Annotated in this window: 23 protein-coding genes; 9 read left to right on the top strand and 14 right to left on the bottom strand. The window is 67.3% G+C overall.

Going from position 1 to position 26066, the window contains the following annotated elements:
* Positions 1–136: 136 nt before the first annotated feature.
* The 8 genes from VG561_RS07490 to aspS form a co-directional block, all read right to left on the bottom strand.
* Positions 137–2056, bottom strand: a complete 1920-nt coding sequence (locus tag VG561_RS07490; protein WP_142235261.1) for a potassium transporter Kup — start codon at positions 2054–2056, stop codon at positions 137–139.
* A gap of 49 nt (positions 2057–2105) precedes the next feature.
* Positions 2106–2699, bottom strand: coding sequence for a Holliday junction branch migration protein RuvA (gene ruvA / locus VG561_RS07495; RefSeq protein ID WP_014648163.1), 594 nt, complete (start codon positions 2697–2699; stop codon positions 2106–2108).
* A gap of 13 nt (positions 2700–2712) precedes the next feature.
* Positions 2713–3234 (bottom strand): crossover junction endodeoxyribonuclease RuvC, encoded by a 522-nt coding sequence (gene ruvC / locus VG561_RS07500; RefSeq protein ID WP_014648164.1) that lies wholly within the window; start codon positions 3232–3234, stop codon positions 2713–2715.
* 105 nt (positions 3235–3339) lie between these two features.
* On the bottom strand, positions 3340–4071 hold the full coding sequence (locus tag VG561_RS07505; RefSeq protein ID WP_014648165.1) for a YebC/PmpR family DNA-binding transcriptional regulator: 732 nt from the start codon (positions 4069–4071) through the stop codon (positions 3340–3342).
* Between the two features lie 176 nt (positions 4072–4247).
* Positions 4248–4880 carry an esterase/lipase family protein gene (locus VG561_RS07510; protein WP_032958946.1) on the bottom strand — a complete coding sequence of 211 codons (633 nt, stop codon included), beginning with the start codon at positions 4878–4880 and terminating at the stop codon, positions 4248–4250.
* 75 nt (positions 4881–4955) lie between these two features.
* A complete protein-coding gene (locus VG561_RS07515) occupies positions 4956–5477 on the bottom strand; it encodes a GNAT family N-acetyltransferase (RefSeq protein WP_014648167.1) in 522 nt (173 codons plus the stop codon).
* Between the two features lie 31 nt (positions 5478–5508).
* Positions 5509–5832, bottom strand: a complete 324-nt coding sequence (locus VG561_RS07520; protein WP_014648168.1) for a hypothetical protein — start codon at positions 5830–5832, stop codon at positions 5509–5511.
* 16 nt (positions 5833–5848) lie between these two features.
* Positions 5849–7600, bottom strand: coding sequence for an aspartate--tRNA ligase (gene aspS, locus VG561_RS07525; protein WP_423179504.1), 1752 nt, complete (start codon positions 7598–7600; stop codon positions 5849–5851).
* Between the two features lie 158 nt (positions 7601–7758).
* Between aspS and VG561_RS07530 the strand changes: the two genes are divergently transcribed.
* Complete coding sequence (locus VG561_RS07530) at positions 7759–8493, top strand: DUF3011 domain-containing protein (protein ID WP_032958942.1); 735 nt, start codon at positions 7759–7761, stop codon at positions 8491–8493.
* Positions 8494–8592: 99 nt separating this feature from the next.
* Here the strand turns inward: VG561_RS07530 and VG561_RS07535 are convergent, their stop codons facing one another.
* The 3 genes from VG561_RS07535 to blaL2 all read right to left on the bottom strand — a co-directional run bounded on the left by VG561_RS07535 (position 8593) and on the right by blaL2 (position 11502).
* Complete coding sequence (locus VG561_RS07535; protein WP_014648171.1) at positions 8593–9234, bottom strand: hypothetical protein; 642 nt, start codon at positions 9232–9234, stop codon at positions 8593–8595.
* Between the two features lie 53 nt (positions 9235–9287).
* On the bottom strand, positions 9288–10502 hold the full coding sequence (locus tag VG561_RS07540; protein ID WP_423179505.1) for a cation:proton antiporter: 1215 nt from the start codon (positions 10500–10502) through the stop codon (positions 9288–9290).
* 85 nt (positions 10503–10587) lie between these two features.
* Positions 10588–11502 (bottom strand): L2 family extended-spectrum class A beta-lactamase, encoded by a 915-nt coding sequence (gene blaL2 / locus VG561_RS07545; RefSeq protein WP_134967265.1) that lies wholly within the window; start codon positions 11500–11502, stop codon positions 10588–10590.
* Between the two features lie 175 nt (positions 11503–11677).
* Between blaL2 and ampR the strand changes: the two genes are divergently transcribed.
* The gene (gene ampR / locus VG561_RS07550; protein WP_014648174.1) at positions 11678–12544 is read left to right on the top strand and encodes a LysR family transcriptional regulator AmpR; all 867 of its coding nucleotides are present in this window, start codon (positions 11678–11680) and stop codon (positions 12542–12544) included.
* A 76-nt stretch (positions 12545–12620) separates the two neighbouring features.
* Here the strand turns inward: ampR and VG561_RS07555 are convergent, their stop codons facing one another.
* Positions 12621–14486, bottom strand: coding sequence for an ABC-F family ATP-binding cassette domain-containing protein (locus VG561_RS07555; RefSeq protein WP_014648175.1), 1866 nt, complete (start codon positions 14484–14486; stop codon positions 12621–12623).
* Between the two features lie 334 nt (positions 14487–14820).
* Between VG561_RS07555 and VG561_RS07560 the strand changes: the two genes are divergently transcribed.
* From VG561_RS07560 to ybaL, 4 genes are all read left to right on the top strand, one after another.
* On the top strand, positions 14821–17208 hold the full coding sequence (locus VG561_RS07560) for a TonB-dependent receptor plug domain-containing protein (protein WP_014648176.1): 2388 nt from the start codon (positions 14821–14823) through the stop codon (positions 17206–17208).
* 279 nt (positions 17209–17487) lie between these two features.
* Entirely contained in the window at positions 17488–17796 is a 309-nt protein-coding gene (locus VG561_RS07565; protein ID WP_005418535.1) for a hypothetical protein, read from the top strand.
* An 82-nt stretch (positions 17797–17878) separates the two neighbouring features.
* Positions 17879–18688: an XVIPCD domain-containing protein gene (locus VG561_RS07570; protein ID WP_423179506.1), complete on the top strand. Its 810-nt coding sequence runs from the start codon at positions 17879–17881 to the stop codon at positions 18686–18688.
* Positions 18689–18882: 194 nt separating this feature from the next.
* Positions 18883–20580: a YbaL family putative K(+) efflux transporter gene (ybaL, locus tag VG561_RS07575; RefSeq protein WP_041863753.1), complete on the top strand. Its 1698-nt coding sequence runs from the start codon at positions 18883–18885 to the stop codon at positions 20578–20580.
* 423 nt (positions 20581–21003) lie between these two features.
* Here the strand turns inward: ybaL and VG561_RS07580 are convergent, their stop codons facing one another.
* A complete protein-coding gene (locus tag VG561_RS07580) occupies positions 21004–22290 on the bottom strand; it encodes an O-acetylhomoserine aminocarboxypropyltransferase/cysteine synthase family protein (protein WP_053496499.1) in 1287 nt (428 codons plus the stop codon).
* 179 nt (positions 22291–22469) lie between these two features.
* Between VG561_RS07580 and VG561_RS07585 the strand changes: the two genes are divergently transcribed.
* The 3 genes from VG561_RS07585 (at position 22470) to VG561_RS07595 (ending at position 25434) form a co-directional block, all read left to right on the top strand.
* The gene (locus tag VG561_RS07585) at positions 22470–23207 is read left to right on the top strand and encodes a winged helix-turn-helix domain-containing protein (RefSeq protein ID WP_423179507.1); all 738 of its coding nucleotides are present in this window, start codon (positions 22470–22472) and stop codon (positions 23205–23207) included.
* Entirely contained in the window at positions 23204–24493 is a 1290-nt protein-coding gene (locus VG561_RS07590) for an ATP-binding protein (RefSeq protein WP_423179508.1), read from the top strand. The genes VG561_RS07585 and VG561_RS07590 overlap by 4 nt, the downstream gene beginning before the upstream one ends.
* A 140-nt stretch (positions 24494–24633) precedes the next feature.
* The gene (locus VG561_RS07595) at positions 24634–25434 is read left to right on the top strand and encodes a MipA/OmpV family protein (protein ID WP_046432175.1); all 801 of its coding nucleotides are present in this window, start codon (positions 24634–24636) and stop codon (positions 25432–25434) included.
* A 39-nt stretch (positions 25435–25473) separates the two neighbouring features.
* Here VG561_RS07595 and VG561_RS07600 read toward each other — a convergent pair whose 3' ends face one another.
* Positions 25474–26019: a hypothetical protein gene (locus VG561_RS07600; protein ID WP_423179509.1), complete on the bottom strand. Its 546-nt coding sequence runs from the start codon at positions 26017–26019 to the stop codon at positions 25474–25476.
* Positions 26020–26066 lie beyond the last annotated feature (47 nt).

Raw genomic sequence — 26066 nt, forward strand, 5'->3', positions numbered from 1 at the left:
GTGCTGATTATGCGGCAAAAGCGTATGGGGTCGGATCCGTTTTCCAGAGGAAAACGGCTCTGACCCCGAACCGGAACACCGGGAACATGGGGTCAGAGCCCTTTTCCTGCGGAAAAGGGATCCGACCCCGCGCGCGTCAGATCTCGACCTGGGCCCCGAGTTCGACCAGGCGGTTGCCCGGAATCCGGAAGAAGCCGGTGGCCGGGGCGGCGTTGCGATGCATCAGCGCGAACAGCTTGTCACGCCAGATCGGCATGCCGCGGTTGGCGGTGGCGACGATGGTCTCGCGGCTGGCGAAGAAGGTGGTGTCCATCGGATCGAAATAGATGCCACCGTGGTCGCACGAGCGCATCAGCGCCAGCGGCACGTCCGGGGTCTCCATGAAGCCGAAGCGCACGTAGACGCGGTAGAACTCGTCACCCACCGATTCGATCTTCAGCCGCTGCCCTTCCATCGCATACGGGATCGGCAGGGTTTCCACGTGCAGGAACACGTTGCGCTCGTGCAGCACCTTGTTGTGCTTGAGGTTGTGCATCAGCGCATGCGGCGCCACGGTCGGGTCGGCGGTGAGGAACACCGCGGTGCCCGGCACGCGCACCGGCGGGGCCAGCATCAGGCCCGGCAGGAAGGTATCCAGGCGGATGCCGTCCTTGCGGATCTCGTCGCGCAGCAGCTCGCGGCCACGGCGCCAGGTGCGCATCATGGTGAACAGGAAGATGCCCAGCACCACCGGGAACCAGGCGCCCTGCAGCAGCTTGGCGCCGTTGGCGATGACGAAGCCGAGGTCGATGATGAAGAACACCACGCACAGCGGCAGCAGCCAGCCACGCGACCTCGGCCACAACGTCCGCGCCACCACGGCCAGCAGCAGGGTGTCGATCAGCATCGTGGCCGACACCGAAATGCCGTACGCCACGGCCAGGTTGGACGAACTGCGGAACGCCAGCACCAGCCCGAACACCATCACCGCAATGCCCCAGTTGATGCCCGGGATGTAGATCTGGCCGATGGTGTCGTGCGAGGTGTGCTTGATGCGCATGCGCGGGATGTAGCCCAGCTGCATGGCCTGGCGCGAGACCGAGAATGCGCCGGTGATGACCGACTGCGAGGCGATCACCGCCGCCATGGTGGCCAGGATGATCATCGGGTACAGCGCCCACGACGGCACTGCCTCGAAGAACGGGTTCTTCAGGGCCTCGGGGTGGTTGAGCACCAGTGCGCCCTGCCCCAGGTAGTTCAGCACCAGGCACGGCAGCACGAAGAAGTACCAGGCGTGGCGGATCGGGCGCAGCCCGAAGTGGCCCATGTCCGCATACAGCGCTTCGCCGCCGGTCACCGCCAGCACCACTGCACCGAGAATGAAGATGCCGTGCCAGCCGTGCTCCATGAAGAAGCGGATGCCCCACCAGGGGTTGAAGGCCTTCAGCACCTCGGGCGCATCGACGATGTTGTAGATGCCGATTGCCGCCAGCGACACGAACCAGATTGCCATGATCGGGCCGAACGCCTTGCCGATCTTCTCGGTACCGAAGCGTTGCGCGGCGAACACCGCCAGCAGCACCACCAGGGTGACCGGCACGATGAAGACATGAAGTCCGGGCGCGGCCACCTCCAGGCCTTCGACCGCACTGAGCACGGACATGGCCGGGGTGATCACGCCGTCGCCGAAGAACAGCGAGGCGCCGAAGATGCCGAGGATGCCCACCACATAAGCCGAGCGCGAGCCGTTGCGCAGCGTGCGTTGGGTCAGCGCCATCAGCGCCATGATGCCGCCTTCGCCATCGTTGTCGGCGCGCATGATGATGGTGACGTACTTCAGGGTCACCACCAGGTTCAGCGCCCAGAACGCCAGCGACAGCACGCCCAGCACGGTGTCGTGGTCGCTGTTGAGCCCGTAGTGTGGCGAGAACGCCTCCTTCAGGGTGTACAGCGGGCTGGTACCGATATCGCCGAACACCACGCCGATCGCACCGATGACCAGCGCCAGTCCTCCAGCGGAGGGGGCGTGGCCATGGCCGCCGGGGGCGGCTGCGTGCGGGGTTTGACTGCTGGACATGGGACTCCTGGCGAAGCTCAGGCGGTAGGTTGGGGGAAAGGGACGCGGTTCAGCGCAGCGCGGACTGCAGCGCCTTGCGGATCACGGTGGCCACTTCGTCGCCTTCATTGAAGGCATCGCGGGCCATGCGGGCCGCTTCGGCCGGCTTGTAGCCCAGCTGCTGCAGGGCCACGGTGGCATCGGACAGCGGATCGGCCGGGGCCGGACCACTGCCGGTGGGCAGCGCGCCGCCGGCACCGAACTGGGCCGCGCGGTCACGCAGTTCCAGCACCATGCGTTCGGCGGTCTTCTTGCCGATACCCGGGATGCGGGTCAGCGCGGTGATGTCGCCGGCCTGGACCATGCGCGCGAATTCTTCGACGCTGACACCGGACAGCACGGCCAGCGCGATCTTCGCGCCGATGCCGCTGACCTTCTGCACGTCGCGGAACAGGCGCCGCTCGCCCTCGCGCAGGAAGCCGTACAGCGAGACGCTGTCTTCCTTCTGCGAGTAATGGGTGTACAGGGTGACCTCGCGGCCGAGCTCGGGCAGGTCGTAGAAGGTGCTCATCGGCGCCTCCAGTTCGTAGCCCACTCCGTTCACGTCCACCACCAGCCACGGCGGCGCCTTGTAGGCGACGATGCCGCGCAGTCGACCGATCATTGCGTGCAGCTCCTCATTTGCGGCCCCACGCCTGGCGGGCACTGAGCCCCAGGCGGTTGGCCGTCGCCCTTACGTGGGCATGGGTGATCGCCACCGCCAACGCGTCGGCCGCGTCGGCCTGCAGCTTGGTTTTCAGGTTGAGCATGAGCCCGACCATGTGTTGAACCTGTTGCTTTTCGGCGCCACCGCGCCCGACCACCGCGAGCTTGATCTCGCTGGCGGCGTATTCGTGCACCGGCAGGTCGCGCAGCACCACGGCCGAGATCGCCGCGCCGCGGGCCTGGCCCAGCTTCAGCGCCGAATCGGGATTGCGCGCCATGAACACCTTTTCGATGGCCACTTCATTGGGCTGGTACTCGCGGCACAGATCGGCCAGGCCCAGCACCAGCAGTTTCATGCGCTGCGGGAAGTCGTCGGCGCCCAGCAGCACCAGCGGCTGGTGGTGCACGTAACTGACGCGGCCGGCGGCGTCGACATCGATGATGCCGACCCCGGTCCGCTGCGAACCGGGGTCGATGCCGAGGATGCGGGTCATGCCGCGCTCCTGGCGGGGCGGAACGGGGGGCGCTGGCAGGCGTATGGGCTCATGACTGTCCGCGGTGACCGTTCAACGGCCCGCGCCCAGGCCGTCGAGGACGGCTCAGGCGTAGGCGTCGGCGCCGAGTTCGGCGTTGGAATACACGTCCTGCACGTCGTCCAGGTCTTCGAGCATGTCCAGCAGCTTCTTGACCTGCAGGGCGACCTCGCCTTCGACCTTGATGTCGTTGTCGGCGCGGAAGGTGATCTCGGCGTGGTCGGCGACATGCCCGGCGGCGACCATTGCGTCCTTGACTGCGTTGAACGCGTCAGGGCTGGTGACCACGTCGATCGAGCCGTCATCGGGGTAGACCACGATGTCGTCGGCGCCGGCTTCGATGGCTGCTTCGGTGATGGCTTCCTCGTCGGCACCCGGGGCGAAGCTGAGCACGCCCAGGCGCTTGAACATGAAGGCCACCGAGCCTTCGGTACCCATGTTGCCGCCGCACTTGCTGAACGCATGGCGGACGTCGGCCACGGTGCGCACGCGGTTGTCGGTCAGGCAGTCGACGATCACGGCCACGCCACCCGGGGCATAGCCTTCGTAGCGGATTTCCTCGTAATCGACGCCTTCCAGTTCACCGGTGGCCTTCTTGATGGCGCGCTCGATCACGTCCTTGGACATGTTCACGGCCAGGCCCTTGTCCACCGCCACGCGCAGGCGCGGGTTGTTGTTGGGGTCGCCTCCACCGCCGCGCGCGGCAACGCCGATCTCGCGGATGATCTTGGTGAAAATCTTGCCGCGCTTCGCGTCGGACGCGTTCTTGCGGGCTTCGATGGAGGGGCCTCTACCCATGGGTGCTACCGTCTGGCTGCTTCAGGATCAAGGCGCGGATTCTACCTGATCGGGCGCTGCAACCGTGTCTAGGCCCGTATTGTTGTAGCGCCGGGCCAATGCTCGGCTCAATGGGCCCGACGGAATGCAGCCGAGCATGGGCTCGGCGCTACAAGGCGGCCCCGCCTCCCCTGCCCCTATGCCGCCGCCGCGTCGCGGCTGTGGTCGAAGTGGCCGTGGCGCAGGAAATGCGCGGTCTGCCGCGCGGCGTCGGGCGACACCACCAGGCCGCTGTGGCTGGTACGCACCACGCAATGGTCGGCCAGGCCCGGCAGGCGGGTCTCGGCCAGTGCCACGGTGCCGTCGGACGCATCGTCGATCGCGCCCAGCAGGCTGCCCAGCCCGTGCGGTACCGAACCGGCGATCAGGCCAACCTCGGCCTTGCCCTGCCAGTCCGGCAGGCCGTCCAGCAGCAGCTCGCTGCTGCGCCCCAGCGCCAGGCCCCAGCCATGATCGGACAACGAGCGCGCGGTACCACTGCCGCGCAGCGGCGAGCCCAGGCAGACCACGCGCTGCACTGGCAGCTGCGGATCGCGGCGCAGCGCCTCCAGTGCCAGCAGTCCGCCCAGGCTGTGACCGACCAGCGACAACGGCCCGGCGTCGGCCAGACGTTCCAGCAACTGCGGCACTGCCACATCGGGGCCACCGAACACCGAGGGATAGCCGAACGCGTGTACCTGGAAACCACGCGCGCGCAGGCGCCAGGCCAGTGGCCCGACCCAGGCACGGGCATTCCAGATGCCATGCAGCAGCAATACGGGGGGAGTCATGCAAACAGCCTGGCGGTCAGCGGGGCAGGAACGTGAGGTGATTGAACACGCGCGCGCGGCAAGCGGCGGTGAACGTCAGGCCGCGCGCGGCGCGCGGCGCAGGATGAATTCGAGGTCCTGGGTGTCGCCGACAGGGAACAGGTACTCGCCGGCCTTCTCGAAGCCGTAGCGGGCGTAGAAGCGCTGCGCGCCGAAGTTCTCCGACCACACGCCCAGCCACAACGTGCGCGGGCCTTCGTGTTCCAGCCAGGCCAGCGCGGTTTCCAGCAGGCGGCTGCCCCAGCCGCAGCTCTGCTGCGTCTTGACCAGGTACAGGCGCTTGAGTTCGCCGTCACCAGGTTTCACATCCGGATGCGGCAGGCCACAGGGGCCGGCGGCGGCATGGCCGACCGCCTCCCCATCCAGTTCCAGCAGCCACACCGCGTAATCGGGGTGGGACAGGATCACGCGCTGGCGCTCGACCGTGTAGGCCTCCTCGAGGAAGGCCTGCAGGTCCTGCGGCGGGTACAGATGGCCGAAGGTTTCAGTGAACGTGCGTGCGGCCAGCGCCGACAGGGTCGGCGCGTCGTCCACAGTGGCGCGGCGGATCGAATACATGCAGGAAGTTGACGTCAGGGCGAAGCGCGGGTCAAGCCTTTCCAGGCGATTCCGCTTCTTCTTCCTCGTCCTCTTCCTCGTATTCCTCTTCGTCCTCGTCCTCTTCTTCCTCGCCTTCCTCGTCCTCGTCGTACTCTTCTTCCTCTTCGTCGTCCTCGTAGTCCTCGACGCCGAAGTCTTCACCGTCCCAACGGCCTTCGCCGTCGGCGACGAAGGTCAGGGCCATCGCGGCCGGATTGGTGCCGACGCGGACCAGCCACCCCCCGAACACGCGTGCACGCTCGGTGACCAGGGTGGCCTCGGAGCCTTCATTGCCCAGCTTTTCCCACTCCAGCGAAAACGCAAACTCGGTCATTGCCTGGATCTCCTGATCAGTTGGTCTTGGGGCGAACCTGGATGTGCACTTCGGCCAGCTGCGCGTCGACGATCGGCGACGGCGCGTCGGTCATCAGATCCTGTGCACCGGTGGTCTTCGGGAACGGGATGACGTCGCGGATCGACTCGGTTCCGGCCATCAGCGCGGCGATGCGGTCGATGCCGAAGGCGATGCCACCGTGCGGCGGCGCGCCGTAGTTCAGCGCGTCGAGCAGGAAGCCGAACTTGGCGCGGGCCTCTTCGGCGCCGATGCCCAGCAGCTCGAACACCGCGCTCTGCATGTCCGGACGGTGGATACGGATCGAACCGCCGCCGATTTCATTGCCGTTGAGCACCATGTCGTAACCGCGCGAGACGGCGGTACGGGCATTGGCGCGCAGGTCGGCGATGTCGTCCACGGCCGGTGCGGTGAAGGGGTGATGCAGGGCGACGTAGCGCTGTTCTTCCTCGTCCCACTCGAACATCGGGAAGTCGGTGACCCACAGCGGTGCCCAGCCGTCGGCGACCAGGCCAAAGTCCTTGCCGGCCTTCAGGCGCAGCGCGCCCATGAAGTCGGAGACCTTGTTGTAGCCACCGGCACCGAAGAACACGATATCGCCGTTGCCGGCACCGACATGGGCCACCAGCGTCGCGAAGCGCTCTTCGCTGAAGAACTTCTGGATCGGCGAGCTGACTTCGCCGTTGTCGGCGATCTTGATGTAGGCCAGGCCCTTGGCGCCGTACTTGGCGGCATGCGCGGCGTACTCGTCGATCTGCTTGCGGCTCAGCGACGCGCCGCCCGGGATGCGCAGCGCGGCGACGCGGCCTTCGGCATCGTTGGCCGGGCCGGTGAACACGGGGAACTCGCTGTCCTTGACCAGTTCAGCCACGTCGACCAGTTCCAGCGCGATGCGCAGATCCGGCTTGTCCGAACCATAGCGACGCATCGCCTCGGCCCAGGTCATGCGCGGGAAGCTGGCATCCAGCTCGACATCGACCACTTCCTTGAAGATGGCGCGGATCATGTCCTCGACGAAGTCCTGCACATCGCGTTCGCGGACGAAGGCGAACTCCATGTCCAGCTGGGTGAATTCCAGCTGGCGGTCGGCACGCAGGGCCTCGTCGCGGAAGCAGCGCGCGATCTGGTAGTAGCGGTCGAACCCGGCCACCATCAGGATCTGCTTGAACAGCTGCGGGCTCTGCGGCAGGGCGTAGAACTCGCCCGGATGCATGCGCGCCGGCACCAGGAAGTCGCGCGCGCCTTCCGGAGTGGCCTTGGTCAGGATCGGGGTCTCGATGTCCTGGAAGCCCTTTTCGTCCAGGTGGCGGCGCAGCGCCTGCACCAGCTTGATGCGGGTGCGCTGCATGCGCTGCATTTCGGGGCGGCGCAGGTCCAGGTAGCGGTACTTCAGGCGGGTTTCCTCGCCCGGGTTCTCGTGGGCGTGGAACGGCAGCGGGGCGGCCTTGTTCAGCACGGTGATGGCGGTGGCGATCACTTCCACCTTGCCGGTGCGCATCTTGTCGTTCACCGCGTGGCGGGCGCGCACGACGCCCTCCACCTGCAGCACGTCCTCATAGCCCAGCGACGCCGCCACGGCGAACACGTCGGCGTTGTCGACCTCCACGGTCACCTGCACGATGCCTTCATGATCGCGGAGATCGATGAAGCAGACGCCGCCCTGGTTACGGGCCACGTCGGTCCAGCCGGCGAGGGTGACAGTCTGGCCAATCAGGGTCTCGTCGACCAGGCCGCAGAAGTGGGTACGCATGGGGGGAAGCTCCGCTGGAGAACGCCGGCACCGGATGGGGGCCGGAAAGCCTCGTATTCTGCGGCCGAGGCCCCGGCCGGGGCAAATCCGGGCAGTCACGCCGGCTTGATCGCCCCGGTCCCTATAGTCGGGCACCTGCCACCGTATGGGATGCCGCCATGAAATCGTTGTCCCTGGCCAGCCTGGCCGTGACCCTGAGCACTCTGGCCGTGCTCGCCCTGCCCTCTGCTCCGGCCGCTGCGCAGGACGGGGTGATCCGCTGCGAAAGCCAGAACAACCGTGAACGTGTCTGCAGCACCGGCTGGCGCAATGCGCAGCTGGTCCGCCAGCTGTCCGGCAGCGCCTGCGACGAGGGCCGCACCTGGGGCAGCCGCAACGGCAGCATCTGGGTCAGCAATGGCTGCCGCGCCGAGTTCGTTGAAGCCCGCGGCGGCTGGGGCGGTGGCAATGGCGGTGGCTGGGGCGGCAACAACGGCCGTCCCGGCGAAACCATCCGCTGCGAGAGCCAGAGCAACCGTGAGCGCAGCTGCCCGGTCGGCTGGCGCAACGCCCGCCTGGTCCGCCAGCTGTCCGGCAGCCCCTGCGATGAAGGCCGCACCTGGGGCGTGCGCAACGGCGCGGTCTGGGTCAGCAACGGCTGCCGCGCCGAGTTCGCCGAGGCCCGCGGCTGGGGCGGCGGCGGTGGCTGGGGCGGCGGCAACAGCAATTATTCGATCACCTGCAGCAGCAACAACAACCGCACGCAGAACTGCGACTGGGATGAGCGCCAGGGCCGGCCGGTGCTGCAGCAGCAGCTGTCCGGCAGTGCCTGCCAGGAAGGCCGCAGCTGGGGCTATGCACGCGGCCAGGTGTGGGTGAGCAACGGCTGCCGTGCACGCTTCAGCGCGCGCTGAGCCCCGGGGTCGGATCCCTGGCCGACGGCCAGGGCTCTGACCCGTGGGTTCATGCAGTGACCGGGTCGGACCCTCCGCAGGAGGGATCCGACCCGAAGATCAGGGTGCCGGCGCCTTCTCGTCGCCCCACGGTGCGGGCGGCAGCTCGACCGGCTTGCTCAGGTCGAACTTCACGCGGAAACGGCGGCCTTCCGGGCGCGTCAGTTCGTAGACGAAAGTCTGGTCGGGGTCGATCTCCATCGCCCAGGTGTTGTGCGTGGAGGCCAGCATGTCGGCACGACGGAACATCGCCACCGAATCGGAGTCGGCTGGGAACCGCTGGCGCTCGGCGGTGCCCGGTGGCGTGCTGTCGCCGCCATAGAGGGTGATCGCGTCGGGGCTACCGTCTTCGTGGCGATGATCGTGTTTCAGGCGCAGGCCGTTTTCGGTGCGGGTCAGCACCCAGGTGCGCGAATGGTCATCCCCCACATGGAAGGGAATCCGCAGTTCATGGGCGGGGTCGGCACAGCCGCGCACATGCATGACCAGGCGCTGGCCGGCGAACGGGTCCTTGCCGGTCGGTGCCGGCGTGTCCTCCACCACCCGGCCCTCATAGGCCTGGCCGCAATGCGCGGCGATGGCAGCCATGAAGGCATCGGCCGGTGCGGTCGCCAGATCATGCGCGACCGTATCGGAACGCTGCGAGCAGGCAGCGAGGCTGAGCAGGAGGGCGGAAGCGGTGACAACGGCAGGCAGTTTCATGCCCCAACCCTAACGGCCATGGCCGACGGGCGCAAACCGCGCGCGGCAACCGGTCAGCGTTCGGCGATGTGAGGTTCCGGCCGCGTCTCGGTGGCCGCTTCCGGCGCGGACTCGCCCTTGCCCGCCGGCTCCTGCTCCACCGGATCGACGTCGAAGGGTGTGCGGAACACCAGCGACGGCAACAGTGTGGTCAGTGCGGCGTACAGCAGCAGCGCGCCGAACAGCACCGCCGGAATCTGGAAACGCTCGCGCATGATCGCCGCCAGCACCAGGGTGAAGATCAGGGTCGGGGCCAGCGCCAGCGAGACGCGCAGGCTGCTGCGGAAGCTCTCGCCGAACATCACCCGGCGCTGCAGCCAGACCACGCCGATGCGCAGCGGCAGCACCACCAGGGTGATCACGATGCCCAGCCCCAGCGCCTCGAAACTGAGGGCTTCGCTGGGCACCTTGGTGCCGGCATTGAAGAAATAGAATGGCACGAAGAACGAGGCGAACAGGCGCAGCGCGTGCAGGTTCTCGTGCGAGGCCAGCAGCGGCATGCGCTGGTGCAGCAGGCGCGCGACCAGGCCGGCGATGAACGCGCCCACCAGGTAATACACGCCCAGCAGATAGGTGATGTACGCCGCCACCATGCCGACCATCACCAGCAGCGAGAACTCCGAGCCCGGCGCGTGCGGCGCCACCCAGCGGCCCAGCGCGATGAACAGCAGCGGCAGGCCGATCATCATCGCCAGCAGGGCCAGGCTGGACAGCGCCATGTGGCCCGGGTCGCCGGCCTGCAGCACGATGAACAACGCCGCCAGCGCCAGCAGTTCGCCGGCGATGGCCTTGCTGGTGACCCAGAACCGCTCGTCCTCGCTCAGGCCCAGCCGCGACAGCGAATCCATGATGAAGCCGGTGGAGGGCGTCAGCAGCGCCAGCGCCAGCAGCCCAGCGGCCTGCCATGGCAGCCCCGCATAGCGCCAGGCCAGCCAGCCCACGCCGAACAGCGTGCCGGTACGGATCACCAGGTGCGCCAGCAGCGGCCACATGCCACGCCGCAGCGCCTGCAGATCCACTTCCAGGCCCGCGAACAGGAACAGCGAGGAAATGCCCAGCGTGGCCAGCAGGCCGATCACCGCGTCGTGTGCCTGGTCGCCCAGCCAGAGCATGCCGATGATGCCGAACAGCAGGCAGGTCAACGGCGCCGGCAGGCTGAATCGCTGCAGTGCGCGCGGGATCACCAGCAGCGCGAAGATCAGCAGCAGGTAGATCAACTCATGGCTCATCGGGGTCTTCCGTGGGGTTCGAACGCGCGCAGGATGCGCGTGCCCGACCGATCCGGCAAGCCATTTCCCGATGACCCCGGTTACCTCATCCGATCATCGCATCGGCCAGCGCCCCCACCCGTGCAAGCACTGCTGCGCGCTGGTCGTCATCGACCGATGCGCCCTGCAGATAGGCGGTGACCACCCACGCGGTGCCGCCCGCATGCGGCCACAGCACGGCGATGTCGTTGCGCGTGTCATCACCGTTGCTGCCGGTCTTGTCCCCCACCCGCCAGCGCTTGCCCAGCCCGGCGCGCAGGCAGGCATCGCCGGTCTGGTTGTCGATGAGCCAATCGGCGAACTGCCGGCGCGATGCAGGCTGCAGGCCATTGCCCACCGCGAAGCGGGCCAGGCTGGTGGCCATCGCGGCCGGGCTGGTGGTATCGCGCGGGTCTCCCTTCGCGAACAGATTCACGTCCGGCTCGTTGCGGTCATTGCGGGTAATGCTGTCGCCCTGCCCGCGCAGGAATGCCGTCAGCGCCGACGGCCCGCCCACCACCTCCAGCAGCAGGTTGGCCGCCGTGTTGTCGCTGGTGGTCAGCGTGCCCCGGCACAGGTCGCGCACGGTCAGATCCTTGCCCACGTGGCGGCGCGCCACCGGAGCGTAGGACAGCAGATCCTTCCCGGCGATGGGCACACGGGTGTCGAGCGAAACGCGGCCTGCATCGGCAAGGCTCAGCACATGGGCGACCAGCATCGACTTGAACGTGCTGCACATCGGGAAGCGCTCATCCTGCCGATGCCCGCCGATGCGACGGCCGTTGCCGGTGTTCAGCACGGTGACACCCAGGCGGCCACCGCTGGCTTTCTCCAGCGCGGCGAAATCGGCGGCGCCGGCAATGGCGGCGTTCGCGGCGGGTATGCCAGACGAGGCGGAAACCGGTTGCGCCAGCGCCGGGGCAAGCAGCGAGGACGCAACGGCAGCACCACTGAACTGCAGGAATCGGCGACGGGCGAGCATAGGGGTTCTCCTGGTGACCGCTCGATTATTGGCGCCTCCCCTGCGACCGACCAGCGCGAAAAATCAGGGCAAGCCATAAGTTGAACTCATGCCTGACGCGATCAAATGTTTGAGATTTACGAAATTCCTCATTGAACGGGTAGGATCAGCCATCACCCTGGCTCACGGCTCTCCGATGCTGCACCCCACCCTGCCACTGAACGCGCTGCGTGCGTTCGAGGCGGCCGCCCGCCACCAGAACTTCACCCGAGCCGCGCTGGAGCTGTGCGTCAGCCAGGCCGCACTGAGCCACCAGATCCGGGGCCTGGAAGACCGGCTCGGCATCCGCCTGTTCCATCGCCTGCCGCGCGGCGTGGCGCTGACCGACGAGGGCGCGGCGCTGTATCCGGTGCTCAACGAATCGTTTGAACGCATCTCCGCCAGCATTGCGCGCTACACCGGCGGGCCGGCCCGGGAAGTACTGACGCTGGGCGTGGTCGGTACCTTCGCCACCGGCTGGCTGCTGCCACGGCTGGCGGCGTTCGAAGCCGCGCACCCGGACATCGAGCTGCGCCTGCAGACCCACAACAACCGCATCGACCTGGCCGGCGAAGGGCTGGACCTGGCGATCCGCTTCGGCGATGGCGACTGGCAGGGCCAGGCCTGCACGGCAATCCTCGATGCGCCCTTCGCACCGCTGTGCGCCCCCGCATTGGCGCGGCGGCTGAAGCAACCGCGCGACCTCGCCACACTGCCGTTGTTGCGTTCCTACCGCAGCGACGAATGGCCGCGCTGGTTGCAGGCGGCCGGGGTGAGCGGCGTGGAAGCCCGCGGGCCGGTGTTCGATTCCTCACTGACGGTGGCGATGGCCGCCGCCGGGGGCGCCGGCGTGGCCTTGCTGCCCTTGTGCATGTTCGAGCAGGAACTGGCCGAAGGCCGCCTGCTGCAGCCCTTCGGCACCACCTTGGAGCTGGGCCGCTACTGGTTGACGCGGCTGCGCTCGCGCGCCGAGCGCGAACCGGCCAAGCGGTTCCGCGAATGGCTGCAGGCGCAGGGCACGTAACAAAAAAGGGGACGGAGGGGATTAAGTCGTTTGTGGCACAAACGACTTAATCCCCTCCGTCCCCTTTTTTGCGTGATCAGGACTCCAGCAGCTCCATCCACGCCGCTTCGGCCTTCTCCAGCTGCGCGGCGGTGGTTTCGCGGTCGCGGCCGATCACCGCCATGCGGGTGGCATCGGCATAGTTGGCCGGGTCGGCCAGCTGGCGGTCGAGCTCGGCCAGCGCGCCCTCCAGTTCGGCCACCTTGGCCTCGGCGGCGGCCAGCTTGTGTGGGTTCACCGGCTTCTTCTGCACCACCTGCGCCACCGGCGCGGTCTTGACCACCACCGGTTCTTCCACCTGCTCCATGCGTGCCTTGGTGCCCTGCGCCTGCGGGCGGGTGCGCAGCCACGCGGCGTAGGCATCCAGGTCGCCATCGAACGGCTCGACCACGCCATCGGCCACGCGCCAGTAGGTATCGCAGACCAGGCCGATCAGGTGGCGGTCATGCGAGACCATCACGATCGCGCCTTCGAAGGTGGCCAGCGCTTCGGCCAGCGCTTCACGCATTTCCAGGTCAAGGTGGTTGGTCGGTTCGTCCAGCAGCAGCACGTTCGGCTGCTGCCAGGCGATCAGCGCCAGCGCCAGGCGCGCGCGCTCGCCACCGGAGAAGCCATCAACCGGCTCGAATGCACGATCGCCCGGGAAGTTCCACTTGCCGAGAAAATCGCGGAAGGACTGGTTCGGTGCGTCCGGGGCGATCTCGCGGAAGTGCTCCATCGGCGATTGGCCTTCGTGCAGCGATTCCACGGTGTGCTGGGCGAAGTAGCCGATCTTCAGGTCCGGGTGCGCCATGCGCTCGCCGACGATCGGTGCAAGTTCGCCCACCAGGGTCTTCACCAGGGTGGTCTTACCGGCACCATTCGGGCCGAGCAGGCCGATGCGCTGGCCCGCTTCCAGGCCAAAACCGACGTTATGCAGGATCACCGCGTCCTTGCCGTAGCCGGCCTCGACGTGGTTCAGGCGGATCAGCGAGAACGGCAGCTTCGCCGGCGGCGCGAACTCGATGCGGAACTCACGCTCGGCGCGCACCGCTTCGGTGCCGGCCAGCTTGGCCAGGCGCTTCATGCGGCTCTGCGCCTGCGCGGCCTTGCTGGCCTGCGCCTTGAAGCGGTCGATGAAGCTCTGCAGGTGGGCGCGCTCGGCCTGTTCCTTTTCATGCGCGATCTGCTGCTGGCGCAGCTGTTCGGCGCGCTGGCGCTCGAAATCGGTGTAGCCGCCCGGGTAGAGCTTGGCGCCGCCGCCATGCAGGTGCAGGGTGTGGGTGGCCACGTTGTCGAGGAACTCGCGGTCATGCGAGATCAGCAGCAGGGTGCCCGGGTACTTCAGCAGCCACTGTTCCAGCCAGTACACCGCGTCCAGATCCAGGTGGTTGGTCGGTTCGTCGAGCAGCAGCAGGTCGCTGGGCATCATCAGCGCGCGGGCCAGATTCAGGCGCACGCGCCAGCCGCCGGAGAACGAGGACACCGCACGGTGGTGCGTCTCGGCAGGGAAGCCGAGGCCGTGCAGCAGCTTGCCGGCACGCGCTTCGGCGTCGTAGGCCCCCATCTCGGCCATCTTGGTGTGCGCGTTGGCCACCGCCTCCCAGTCTTCGCGCGCGGTCGCCTCGGCCTCTTCGGCCAGCACCGCGGCCACCTCGGTATCGCCGCCCAGCACGAAGCTCAGCGCCGGATCCGGCAGCGACGGGGTTTCCTGGGCCACGCTGGCGATGCGCACCTTGCCGGGCAGGTCGACGTCACCCTTGTCGGCCTCCAGCTCGCCCTTCACCGCCGCGAACAGGCTGGACTTGCCAGCACCGTTGCGGCCGACCACACCTACCCGGTAACCGGCGTGCAGGGTCAGGTCGACATTGGACAACAGCAGCCGCTCGCCGCGGCGCAAGGCGAAATTACGAAGGGAGATCATCGGGGGAGGGGTCCATATAACCGGATGGAATGTGCTGGTGAGCACTGTTCCTGCGACGCAATTCTAGCGTTAACGAATACTTGACGCGTCCCGGGATGCGCAGTGGCCGACGTTCCTCTCTCCCACGTCCCCGCCGCGCGCGTCCCGGGGTCCCTTCCTGCCAGCGCTGATCCGGGCTAAATGGTTGCTGCTGCAACGTTTTTTCTGACGCCTGGCATTTGACAGGCACTGAATATCCCGTTAATTGCTGTATTGCGCACCGCAACAACCGCCGTCCGCCTCACGCTCGTGATGTCGATTCCGGTGCCGCCCCCGCCAACCGGAGCCCATCCCGATGACCCGCAAGACCCGCCTGATCGCCGCCGCCGTCGCTGTCGCACTCGGTGGCTCTCCGTTCGTCGCCGCTGCACAGCAGGCCGGCACCGCCGCCAACACCCTGGACACGGTGATCGTCACCGGCACCCGCGTGGCCGACCGCACGGTCGCCGAATCGCAGTCGCCGATCGACATCATCACCCCCGAAGTGCTGCAGTCCACCGGTACCAGTGAACTGGCCACCGCACTGTCGCGCGCCCTGCCCTCGCTGAACTTCCCGCGCCCGGCGCTGACCGACGGCACCAGCGGCGTGCGCCCGGCGCAGCTGCGCGGCCTGTCGCCGGACCAGGTGCTGGTGCTGGTCAACGGCAAGCGCCGCCACACCTCGGCGCTGATCAACGTCAACGGCAGCATCGGCCGTGGCTCGTCGGCGGTGGACATCAACGCGATCCCGATCGCCGCGATCGAGCGCGTGGAAGTGCTGCGCGACGGTGCCTCGGCGCAGTACGGCTCGGACGCCATCGCCGGCGTCATCAACATCGTGCTCAAGGGCAGCGGCAGTGGCGGCAGCCTGGCAGTGGACTACGGCCAGTACTCGGCCGGCGACGGCAACAAGTACCAGCTGTCCGGCGACACCGGCGTCGAGTTCGGCAACGGCCGCGGCCGCGTGCACGTGGCCGGCCAGATCAGCCAGCAGGACGAGAGCAACCGCGCCGGCCCGTACCGCGGCACCACGCCGAACACCGGCAACTTCCCCAGCATCGGCCAGAAGACCTTCATCGTCGGCGACCCGCGCGTGGATGCCACCGCGGCCTCGGCCAACGCCAGCTTCGACTTCAGCGACCACGTGACCGGCTACGCCAGCGCGCTGCTCAGCAACCGCGACATCACCTCGTTCGCGTTCTACCGTTCGCGCAACCACAGCGGGCAGAGCGCGCTGCTGGCGCAGACCTACCCGGACGGCTACGTGCCGGAGATCAACCAGTATTCCAAGGACCGCTCGCTGGTGGCCGGGGTCAAGGGCAACACCGACAACGGCTGGACCTGGGACCTGAGCCTGAACCACGGCGAGAACACCCTGGACTTCCACACCCGCAACAGCATCAACTACAGCCTGGGTGCGACCAGCCCGCGCTCGTTCTACGACGGCACGCTGAAGTACCAGCAGGACATCTTCAATGCCGATCTGACCAAGTCGCTGGACTGGGGCCTGGCCTACCCGGTCACGCTGTCCTTCGGCGGTGAGTACCGCAAGGAGAAGTGGGACCAGAACCCGGGCGAACTGAACTCGTACACCGGCAGCGGCGCGCAGGGCTTCGCGGGCTTCACCCCGACCAATGAAGTGCATGCCGACCGCCACAACTACGCGGTCTATGCCGGCCTGGAAGCGGACCTGACCGACAAGTTCTCGGCCGGCATCACCGGCCGCTACGAAGACTATTCGGACTTCGGCGACCGCTTCTCGGGCAAGCTGTCGGCGCGCTACGCGTTCACCGACAAGGTGGCGCTGCGGGCCACCGCCTCCAGTGGTTTCCGCGCGCCCTCGCTGGCGCAGCAGGGCTACCAGGCGGTGACCAGCCAGTTCCTCAATGGCGTATTCGTCGAGCGCGGCACCTTCCCGACCACCAGCCAGGCCGCGCAGGCGCTGGGCGCCTCGCCGCTGAAGGCCGAGACCTCCACCTCCTACAGCCTGGGCCTGGTGCTGCAGCCGGTCGACCGCCTGTACATCACCGTCGATGCCTACCAGATCGACATCGATGACCGCATCGCACTGTCGTCGAGCATCACCACCAATGCCGCGACCAGCGCGCTGCTGGGCACCCTGGGCCTGCCGCAGGTGACCGCGTTCTCCTACTTCACCAACGGCCTGGATACGCGCACCCGCGGTGTCGACTTCGTCTCCAGCTACACGGTACCGTTCAGCGCCAGCAGCCTGGAGCTGACCGCGGCATACAGCTACAACGACACCGAAGTGCGCCGCGTTGGCGGCACCCCGCCGGTGTTCGGCACGCTGGGCCTGACCCAGTCGCTGATCGGCCGTGATGAGATCGGTCGCATCGAGGACAGCTACCCGCGCGACAAGGCGATCCTGAGCGGCACCTGGCGTTCGGACCACTGGGAGCTGGGCCTGGCCGCCACCCGCTACGGCAAATTCACCGTGCGCAACTCGGCCACCGCGCTGCGTGACCAGACCTACGGCGACGCCTGGGTGGTGGATGCCTCGGCCAGCTACAAGCCCAGCAGCAACTGGACCCTGACCGTGGGTGCCGACAACCTGCTGGACAAGTACCCGGACCGCACCGAAGACCTGCAGAACTCCACCTTCGGCATGCTGCCGTACAGCAACTACTCGCCGTTCGGCTTCAACGGCGCGTATGTGTACGGGCGGATCAAGTACACCTGGTAAGGGGTAATGGGTGCGCCGGGCCCTGCCCGGCGCTGCTCCACACACCCGCCCGCGGCCTCGGGGCAGGCGCGGCCCTGACCGTATACCGTTGCCAGCTCCTGCACCCGGTTTCCAGGCTGTGCGCTGTTGCACGCGCCTCATAGGTCGTCCCGTGCATAATCAGCGGACCAACGAAGGAGCCGCTCCGTGACGAGAGCCTGCATCACTCGCCGCCATGTGTACGCTGCGCTCGCGTGGGTTGCGCTGGCGGCCCCCCTGTCAGGGTGTTCAGGAGATCACGTGAAACCCAGCTATTCCAAATCGAGCCTTGAGCCGGTCGTCGTCACCCAGCTCTCCGCGTCGAAGCTCCAGGTCCAGTTCAATGAACCGATGGAAAGCATGTATTACGCGGCAGGGATGAGCTATGTCGTGGAAGGGGACACCATGAAAGTCGTTGTTGATCGCTGCCCCATATCCGGCCAATGCACAACCATGCTGCGGCGCGACGTGAAGCCCGGACCTGCTGGCCCGGCCCGTCAGGAAATTCCCTTGATGGCGCCGCGCGTGGTGATGCTGTACGCCGATGGCGAAACACAGATTTTTCCGTAAGGGCATCCCATGAGCGACAAGGTCGTCCTCGGCATCCATAGTCACGTAGACCCCCAATACACAGGGGTCGTTCAATCAGTTCGTGGACGGCCACGCCTGGATCTCGGTGACGCGAAACGGCCATACGACGTTCCATGGCCTGTGGCCAGACAACCATCCACTCGTTGAGGACAATGGCCCAGGTTCGGACATCCGCGAAGGCATGGAAGCCCGGGCCACACCTTCGGCCTCACGCTATTACGAATTGACTCCCGAGCAGGTCAAGCGACTTGACCAGGCCTTGGGCGAAAATGTCACCTGGTCATATGGCAATACCTGCGCATCGTGGGCGACCAGTACCGTGAACAAGGTTACCGGGCAGTCCCTGGATGCAGGCGAACTGCTGTTCACCGATACACCGCGGGAGCTGATCGAGTCCATTCGCAAGGCAGAGCGCGTGCGGCCCACCAGTCCTTCGCAGCCGCAACCGGCAACCGAACGGCCGGAAACCAGCATCCCATCGCTGAGCGATGCCTCGGCATCGCTTCACCAGCAGGCACTCGCCGGCGTCCACGCGCTGGACGCATCGTTGGGTCGCGCATCTGATGAAGCCAGCCAACGCATGGCGGCCAGCCTCACCCAACTTGCCCGGGCACAAGGTCTGGAACGGATCGACCATGTGGTATTGGGCTTGCCGGCTGGTCAGCCCCCAAGGCCGGAGAACATCTTCGTCATTCAAGGAGCCTTGGATGACCCGGGCCATCTGCGTGCCCACATCAACATTGAAACGGCCCTTCAGCCACCCGTTGCGGAGTCGCTGCGGCAGATTCATCAGTTGGACAAGCAGCTGGCCGCCTCGCCGCAGCAGGCCGAGCCTGCCCTGGAAGAGACCCAGCGCCGGCAGATGGTGTGATCATCGACGGCTACGCCTGGAGCCCCCCATAGGTAGGCACCATTCGGCCCGTCAGGGCCTGCCATCTCTCAACAAGGCTTGATATCTCGCCCGTACAAGCCGCCCACGCAACGATCCGATACGCTGGCCAGGTTTGCCGTATGTGACCGCATCGGTGAAAATCGGGACATCCCCCCGATTTCCTGCGAGTGCCGATGCACCATGACACCGACCTGATCAACATCGTTGCCGTTGGCCTGGGGCTCGCCTTCATCTTCGGCGCGCTGGCCAACAAGCTCCGCTTGTCTCCCCTGGTCGGTTACCTGGTTGCTGGCATCTGCGTAGGCCCGTTCACTCCCGGCTTCGTCGCCGACCAAGCGCTGGCCAACCAGCTGGCCGAACTGGGCGTGATGCTGCTGATGTTCGGTGTCGGCCTGCACTTCTCGCTGAAGGACCTGATGGCGGTCAAGGCGATCGCCATCCCCGGCGCCATCGGCCAGATCGCGGTGGCCACCCTGCTCGGCTGGGGCGTGGCCTCGCTGATGGGCTGGCCGGCCATCCATGGCGTCATCTTCGGTTTCTCGCTGGCCACCGCCAGTACCGTGGTGCTGCTGCGGGCGATGGAGGAACGGCGCCTGCTGGAAACGATGCGCGGCAAGATCGCGGTCGGCTGGCTGATCGTGGAAGACCTGGCCTGTGTGCTGGCGCTGGTGATGATGCCGGTGATGGCCGGTGTGTTCGGTCCTGACGCGGCCAAGGAATCGCACTCGCTCGGCAGCGTGCTGGCCGACATCGGCTGGACCTTCGTGCAGCTGGGCCTGTTCGTGGCGGTGATGCTGGTGGTCGGTCGGCGGGTCATCCCGTGGATCCTCGAGCGCATCGCCGGTACCGGTTCGCGTGAGCTGTTCACCCTGTCGGTGCTGGCGATCGCGCTGGGCGTGGCGTTCGGCTCGGCGATGCTGTTCGGCGTCTCGTTCGCGCTGGGCGCGTTCTTCGCCGGCATGCTGCTCAACGAATCGGAGCTGAGCCACAAGGCCGCGCATGATTCGTTGCCGCTGCGCGATGCGTTCGCGGTGCTGTTCTTTGTGTCGGTCGGCATGCTGTTCGACCCCAACATCCTCGTCCAGCATCCGTGGCAGGTGCTGGCCACCGTCGCCATCATCATGTTCGGCAAGTCGGCGGCGGCATTCTTCATCGTGCGTGCGTTCGGCCACCCGACCAGCACCGCGCTGACCATCTCGGCCAGCCTGGCGCAGATCGGCGAGTTCGCCTTCATCATCGCCGGCCTCGGCGTGGCGCTGCAGATCCTGCCGAAGGAAGGCCAGTCGCTGGTGCTGGCCGGCGCGCTGGTGTCGATCATGCTCAACCCGCTGGTGTTCGGCCTGCTGGACCGTTGGCAGGCCAAGCAGGAGCAGTCTCCGCAGGTACCCGAGCCGCCCGAAGCGATCGGCCCGTCGCGCGACCTGCATGACCACGCCATCGTGATCGGTTACGGCCGCGTCGGCAGCGAACTGGCGCAGGTGCTGCGCGACCGTGGCGTGCCGGTGCTGGTGATCGATGACAACAAGGAACACGTCGAGCAGGCACATGCCAAGGGCCTGGCGGCGATCCGCGGCAGTGCCGCCGCCGACCGGGTGCTGGCCGAGGCCCATCCGGAGCGCGCCAAGATCGCGGTGCTGGCGATTCCGCAGCCGCTGGAAGCCGGTGAGGCGCTGGCCAAGCTGCGGGCGATCAATCCGGACCTGACCCTGCTGGCGCGCGCGCACAGCGATGCCGAGGTGAAGCATCTGCTGGAGCACGGCGCCGATGGCACGGTGATGGCCGAGCGCGAGCTGGCGTATTCGCTGGCGGAGATGATCATGTCCACGCCGCCGTACCGGAACCTGGGGCAGCACAGCATTCCGGTGGTGTGAGGGGTGTGCGTGCGGCAGGGCTTGCAGCCCTGCACCTGCCGAAACAACGGCAACGGCAAAAGCGGGCATAGCGTGGGATGGCGGGGTGGGTCCGATTGCGGGAGACGCTGTAAACCCTTCCATGGGGGCTTGGCCGCGGCATCCATGCCGCGGACACTCCCGCAACCGGACCCACCCCGCCTTCGACAGTTCCCCGCTGCTGTTGGTGGATGTCGACCTTGGTCGACACGGCGGCGCGCGGGGTCAGATCCGTTTTCCACAGGAAAACGGATCTGACCCCGGAAACAAAAAATCCCCGGTCGACCCGCATCGACCGGGGATCTGGATCGCCACGTTGCCACGCCTTGGAGAGGCAGTTCCACCGTAACCCATCGCGGTGCCGGCGGTGATCGCCTGTGGCGATGACGACCAAGCGCGCAGCTATCAGGCGCCGGCCAGGGCCTGTTCCAGGTCCGCGCGCAGGTCGCCAATGTGCTCGATGCCGATCGACAGCCGCACGGTGTCCTCGCTGACACCGGCCTTGGCCAGCTCCGCTGCATCCAGCTGGCGATGCGTGGTCGAAGCCGGATGGGTGGCCAGTGACTTCGCATCCCCCAGGTTGACCAGGCGGGTGAACAGCTTCAGCGCATCGAGGAAGCGGGCGCCGGCCTCGCGCCCACCGGGCAGACCGAAGGTCAGTACGCCCGAGCCGTGTCCACCCAGATAGCGCTGCGCGGCGGCATGCTCGGGGTCGTCGGCCAGTCCGGCGTAGCGCACCCAGGCTACCCTGGCATGCGCCTTCAGGAACTGCGCAACGGCCAGCGCATTGGCATTGATGCGTTCCATGCGCAGGGCCAGGGTCTCGATGCCCTGCAGGATCAGGAACGCGTTGAACGGCGACAACGCAGCGCCCGTATTGCGCAGCGGCACCACCCGCGCGCGGCCGATGTAGGCCGCTGGCCCCAGGGCTTCGGTATAGACCACGCCGTGGTAACTGGGGTCGGGCTGGTTGAGCCGTGCGAAGCGTTGGGGCTGTGCGGTCCAGTCGAAGCGGCCGGAATCGATGATCGCGCCGCCCAGGCTGTTGCCGTGTCCCCCGAGGTATTTGGTCAGCGAATGCACCACGATGTCGGCGCCGTGCTCGAACGGGCGCAGAAGGAACGGTGTGGCCACGGTATTGTCGACGATCAGCGGCACCCCGGCGGCATGCGCGACCTCGGCGATGGCGGCGATGTCGGTGACATTGCCGCGCGGGTTGCCGATGGATTCGACGAACACCGCCTTGGTGCGTTCGTCGATCAGCGCGGCGAACGCGGCCGGGTCGGCCGGGTCGGCGAAGCGCGCCTGGATGCCGTACTGCGGCAGCGTGTGCGCCAGCAGGTTGAGGCTGCCACCGTAGAGCGCACTGGAGGCGACGATGTTGTCGCCGGCCTCGGCGATGGTCTGGATGGCATAGGTGATCGCGGCCTGCCCCGAGGCCAGCGCCAGCGCGCCGATGCCGCCTTCCAGCGCGGCCAGGCGCTGCTCCAGCACGTCGGTGGTGGGGTTCATGATGCGCGTGTAGATGTTGCCCGGAACCTTCAGGTCGAACAGGTCGGCGCCGTGCTGGGTGTCATCGAAGGCATACGCCACGGTCTGGTAGATCGGCACCGCCACCGCGCGGGTGGTCGGGTCGGGACGGTAACCGCCGTGCACGGCCAGGGTTTCCAGTTGCCACTGCGGGTCGCTCATTGCACCAGGCTCCATCCGGGAAACCGCCACCATAGGCCAGCCAGGGCCGCCTGCTGAAAGCCGCTGGCGATGACGTCCGTACCCGCGGTTATCAGGTTGGCCGCGATTCAGGCAGTCGTCATGGGGCGTTGCTAGGCTGCGCCGCCGGGCGCTCCTGCCTGGGAACGGAGGCCCCACGCATGCAGCCATCCCCCTGGACTCCCCCTGCCAGCAGTTCGCCCACGTCGGTCCTGCTGGTGGAGGACGACCGTCGCCTGGCCGAACTGGTCAGCGACTATCTCCACGAACATGGCTTCGCCGTGCAGCACGTGGCACGCGGCGACCTCGCCAGCGCCGCCTGCCGCCAGCATGCACCGGAACTGGTGGTGCTGGACCTGATGCTGCCCGGCCTGGGGGGCATCGATGTGTGCCGGCAGATCCGCAGCTTCTCCGATGTGCCGATCCTGATGTTGACCGCCTTTGAGGACGACATCGAGCAGGTGCTGGGCCTGGAATCGGGTGCCGATGACTATGTGCACAAGCCGATCGAGCCACGCCTGCTGCTGGCCCGCCTGCGCGCCCTGCTGCGCCGCCGCCACGGCAGCAGCAATACCGGCACGCCCAGCCGGCTGATGCATGGTGAGCTGCTGATCGATCGCATGCAGCGCGAGGTGCACCTGCACGGCCAGCCGGTCGAGCTGGGCACCACGGAATTCGAGATCCTGTGGCTGCTGGCCAGCCAGCCGGGGCAGATCCTGTCGCGCGACCAGATCCTGCAGGCGGTGCGCGGCATCGGCTTCGACGGTCTGGACCGCAGCGTCGACGTCTGCATCGGCAAGCTGCGCCGCAAGCTCGGCGACGATGCGCGCGAACCGCGGCGGATCAAGACCGTGTGGGGGCGCGGCTACCAGTTCAATCCTGCGGCCTGGTCGGAATGAAGCGGCTGTTCCTGTGGCTGTGGTTCATCACCGGCGCCTGCTTCCTGGTGTCGGTGTTCTTTCTCAACCACATCCTGGATGGCATCTACACGCCCGTGCAGGATCGCGTGTTCGTGCAGCAGGTGCGCGGGCAGGTGTACGCCCTGCGCAGTGGCCTGGCCGGCCTGGACGCCGTCCAGCAGCGTGAGCGCCTGCAACAGTGGCAGCCACACTACGGCATCGCCCTGACCCTGCTCGACAAACCTCCCGCGCTCGACGCGCAGGAACAGGCGGCCGTGAAGGCCGATGGCTTCGTCGTGCGCGATCAGTACCAGCAGGTGCTGCTGCCCATCGACGGCATCGGCGGCCGCTGGCTGCACCTGCGCCTGCCCGGCGCGGTGCAGATGACGACGTACATGACCATCGCCGCCTACCTCAGCATCCTGCTGCTGGTGGGCGCCAGCCTGTATGCCTGGGTGCGCCTGCTCTGGCGCGACCTGGAAGCACTGCGCCGGCACGCCGACCGCATCGGTTCCGGCGACCTGCAGGCACGTGCGCAGGTTTCGCCTCGCTCGCAGATCCGGGTCATCGTCGAACACTCCAACCGCATGGCGGCACGCGTGGCCGAACTGGTGCAGCGCCAGCGCGACCTGACCCATGCCATTTCGCACGAACTGCGCACGCCCATCGCGCGGGTGGCCTTCGGCCTGGACCTGATGCAGGACAGCGATGACCGCGAACGCCGCGAACGGCTGGCGCAGGGCCTGCACGGCGACCTGGCCGAGCTCAACCGGCTGGTCAGCGAACTGCTGGCCTACGAACGGCTGGAGCATCCCAGCGAGGGCGAGCCGATGCAGCGCATCGAAGCCAACGACTGGCTGCAGGCCTGCCTGGCCGATGCCCGCCGCGATGCCGAACGTGCCGGCATTGTCCTGCGCGTGCAGCCCAGCGCGTTGCCGCGAGTGGATGCCGAGCCACGCCTGTTGCAGCTGGCGCTGAGCAACCTGGTCGGCAATGCGCTGCGCCACGCGCGTTCGCAGGTGGAGGTCTCGCTGGTCGGTATCAGCGGCCGCGCCTGCCTGCGCGTGGACGATGACGGCCCGGGCATCGCCGAAGCCGATCGGGAGAAGGTGATGCGCCCGTTCACCCGCCTGGACGACAGCCGCAGCCGCGATACCGGCGGCTTCGGCCTGGGCCTGGCCATTGTCGGCCGCATTGCAGCCCGCCACGGCGGCGAGCTGCGCATCAGTCGCGCCACGCTGGGCGGCGCGCGCCTGGAAATGCACTGGCCGCTGGCTGCCAGCTGAACGCACAAGGGCGCGATTACAGTTGATTACAACTCCCGCACAACTGCGGACGGATCGGTCGCCGGCATATCGCCACGCTGGCAACCCTGCAGCACTCGCCGGATGCGCGCGCTGCTTTCCTCCCATTGCCGAGAGTTTCCATGTCCCAGCTTCGCCGTTCCCCCGCCCTGCTCTGCCTGGCCGTGTTGCCGCTGTTCGCCGCCCCGATCGCCCACGCCAAGGATGACCACTGGACCTTCGAGCTCGCCGCCGGCGGCGGCGTGGCACCGCGCTACAGCGGCAGCGAGGAGTATCGTGCGACGCCGTCGCTGTCCTTTGATGTCACCTCGCCGGGGGGATGGTTTCTGGGCACCAGTGGCATCGGCTGGGGCACCTCCCTCGGCGAGCACACGCGCGTGCGTGCCTATGTCGGCGCCAGCGGCATCCGCAAGGACAAGGACTCGCTGCTGGGCGGTTCGGACTTCCTGCGCGGCATGGGTGATATCGATACCCGTCCCCTGGTCGGCGTCTCGGCTGGTTATACGCTGGGCGAAGCCGTGCTGAGCGGCTCCTGGCAGTTCACCCGCAAGGACGAGGACAAGGCCGAGAACGGCCTGGCCACCCAGCAGATCCATCTGAACCTGAGCATGCCGCTGTTCGACCTGGCCGGTGGCGTGGTCAGCGGCAGTGTTTCCACCGACTACGGCAACCGCGGCTACATGCAGACCTGGTACGGCGTCAGCCCGGAACAGGCCAAACGCACGGGCTTCGCCGAGCACAGGCCTAAGGCCGGCCTGGTCAGTGCCGGTGTCGGCCTGAAGTGGAGCCACCGCGTGGGCCGCAACGGCAACTGGTACATCTCGGCCGAAGGCACGCGCCTGCTCGGCGATGCGGCCAACAGCCCGATCGTGCAGAAGGCAAACCAGTTCGGGCTGATGAGCGGTTACACTCACCGCTTCTGATGCATGAAGGGCGCCGCTGGGCGCCCTTTCCCTCTGCGGTCAGCGGCAGGCCGGTGCGTCGCCGTTGCCGCACAACCCGACCTCGCGCAGCCAGCCGATCCACTGCACGACGTCCTCCTTCTCCGGCTCGGAGCGGAACGACTTCTGCACGGTGTGGAAGCCCTGCCTGCCCTGCACGCCCTTGATGCAGGTGAACTCCGGCTTGCCTGTCCCCGGATTCCGCGGGCAGCTGAGCATCAGCAGGGCGAAGGGCCGTCCCCCTTCTTCACCTTCGCGGATCCAGTGGCTCTGCGCCGCCGGACAGGCGATGCGCCACCCCGCCTCGATGATGCCGAGGAACTCACGCGGACTCACATGGCCACTATTCGGCGCATCGTTGACGGTGACCATGTCGGTCCAGTCGTGCACGGTCTGGCCCTGTGGCACGTACTCGGTGATGCGGTTGCCTTGCGCGTCGGTGCTCTGGTGGGCCTGCTGGTAGCCCCTCATCGGCGGCAGCCGGACCTGTTCGGCGGCCGCGGCGTGTCCACAAACAGCAGCCAACGCCAGCGTCATGCAGAGTGAAGCCCTGCGGGCAACGTCCATGCGGTTCTCCTCATCCTTGCGAAAGTGAAACAGGACCATCGTGCGCT

Source organism: Stenotrophomonas sp. CASM110 (genome assembly GCF_049384345.1).
GTDB classification, from domain to species: Bacteria; Pseudomonadota; Gammaproteobacteria; order Xanthomonadales; family Xanthomonadaceae; genus Stenotrophomonas; species Stenotrophomonas muris.

Coding starts and splice junctions, on each gene's coding strand:
- VG561_RS07490 (WP_142235261.1), bottom strand. CDS start 2,056: ATGTCCAGCAGTCAAACCCCGCACGCAGCCGCCCCCGGCGGCCATGGC.
- ruvA (WP_014648163.1), bottom strand. CDS start 2,699: ATGATCGGTCGACTGCGCGGCATCGTCGCCTACAAGGCGCCGCCGTGG.
- ruvC (WP_014648164.1), bottom strand. CDS start 3,234: ATGACCCGCATCCTCGGCATCGACCCCGGTTCGCAGCGGACCGGGGTC.
- VG561_RS07505 (WP_014648165.1), bottom strand. CDS start 4,071: ATGGGTAGAGGCCCCTCCATCGAAGCCCGCAAGAACGCGTCCGACGCG.
- VG561_RS07510 (WP_032958946.1), bottom strand. CDS start 4,880: ATGACTCCCCCCGTATTGCTGCTGCATGGCATCTGGAATGCCCGTGCC.
- VG561_RS07515 (WP_014648167.1), bottom strand. CDS start 5,477: ATGTATTCGATCCGCCGCGCCACTGTGGACGACGCGCCGACCCTGTCG.
- VG561_RS07520 (WP_014648168.1), bottom strand. CDS start 5,832: ATGACCGAGTTTGCGTTTTCGCTGGAGTGGGAAAAGCTGGGCAATGAA.
- aspS (WP_423179504.1), bottom strand. CDS start 7,600: ATGCGTACCCACTTCTGCGGCCTGGTCGACGAGACCCTGATTGGCCAG.
- VG561_RS07530 (WP_032958942.1), top strand. CDS start 7,759: ATGAAATCGTTGTCCCTGGCCAGCCTGGCCGTGACCCTGAGCACTCTG.
- VG561_RS07535 (WP_014648171.1), bottom strand. CDS start 9,234: ATGAAACTGCCTGCCGTTGTCACCGCTTCCGCCCTCCTGCTCAGCCTC.
- VG561_RS07540 (WP_423179505.1), bottom strand. CDS start 10,502: ATGAGCCATGAGTTGATCTACCTGCTGCTGATCTTCGCGCTGCTGGTG.
- blaL2 (WP_134967265.1), bottom strand. CDS start 11,502: ATGCTCGCCCGTCGCCGATTCCTGCAGTTCAGTGGTGCTGCCGTTGCG.
- ampR (WP_014648174.1), top strand. CDS start 11,678: ATGCTGCACCCCACCCTGCCACTGAACGCGCTGCGTGCGTTCGAGGCG.
- VG561_RS07555 (WP_014648175.1), bottom strand. CDS start 14,486: ATGATCTCCCTTCGTAATTTCGCCTTGCGCCGCGGCGAGCGGCTGCTG.
- VG561_RS07560 (WP_014648176.1), top strand. CDS start 14,821: ATGACCCGCAAGACCCGCCTGATCGCCGCCGCCGTCGCTGTCGCACTC.
- ybaL (WP_041863753.1), top strand. CDS start 18,883: ATGCACCATGACACCGACCTGATCAACATCGTTGCCGTTGGCCTGGGG.
- VG561_RS07580 (WP_053496499.1), bottom strand. CDS start 22,290: ATGAGCGACCCGCAGTGGCAACTGGAAACCCTGGCCGTGCACGGCGGT.
- VG561_RS07585 (WP_423179507.1), top strand. CDS start 22,470: ATGCAGCCATCCCCCTGGACTCCCCCTGCCAGCAGTTCGCCCACGTCG.
- VG561_RS07590 (WP_423179508.1), top strand. CDS start 23,204: ATGAAGCGGCTGTTCCTGTGGCTGTGGTTCATCACCGGCGCCTGCTTC.
- VG561_RS07595 (WP_046432175.1), top strand. CDS start 24,634: ATGTCCCAGCTTCGCCGTTCCCCCGCCCTGCTCTGCCTGGCCGTGTTG.
- VG561_RS07600 (WP_423179509.1), bottom strand. CDS start 26,019: ATGGACGTTGCCCGCAGGGCTTCACTCTGCATGACGCTGGCGTTGGCT.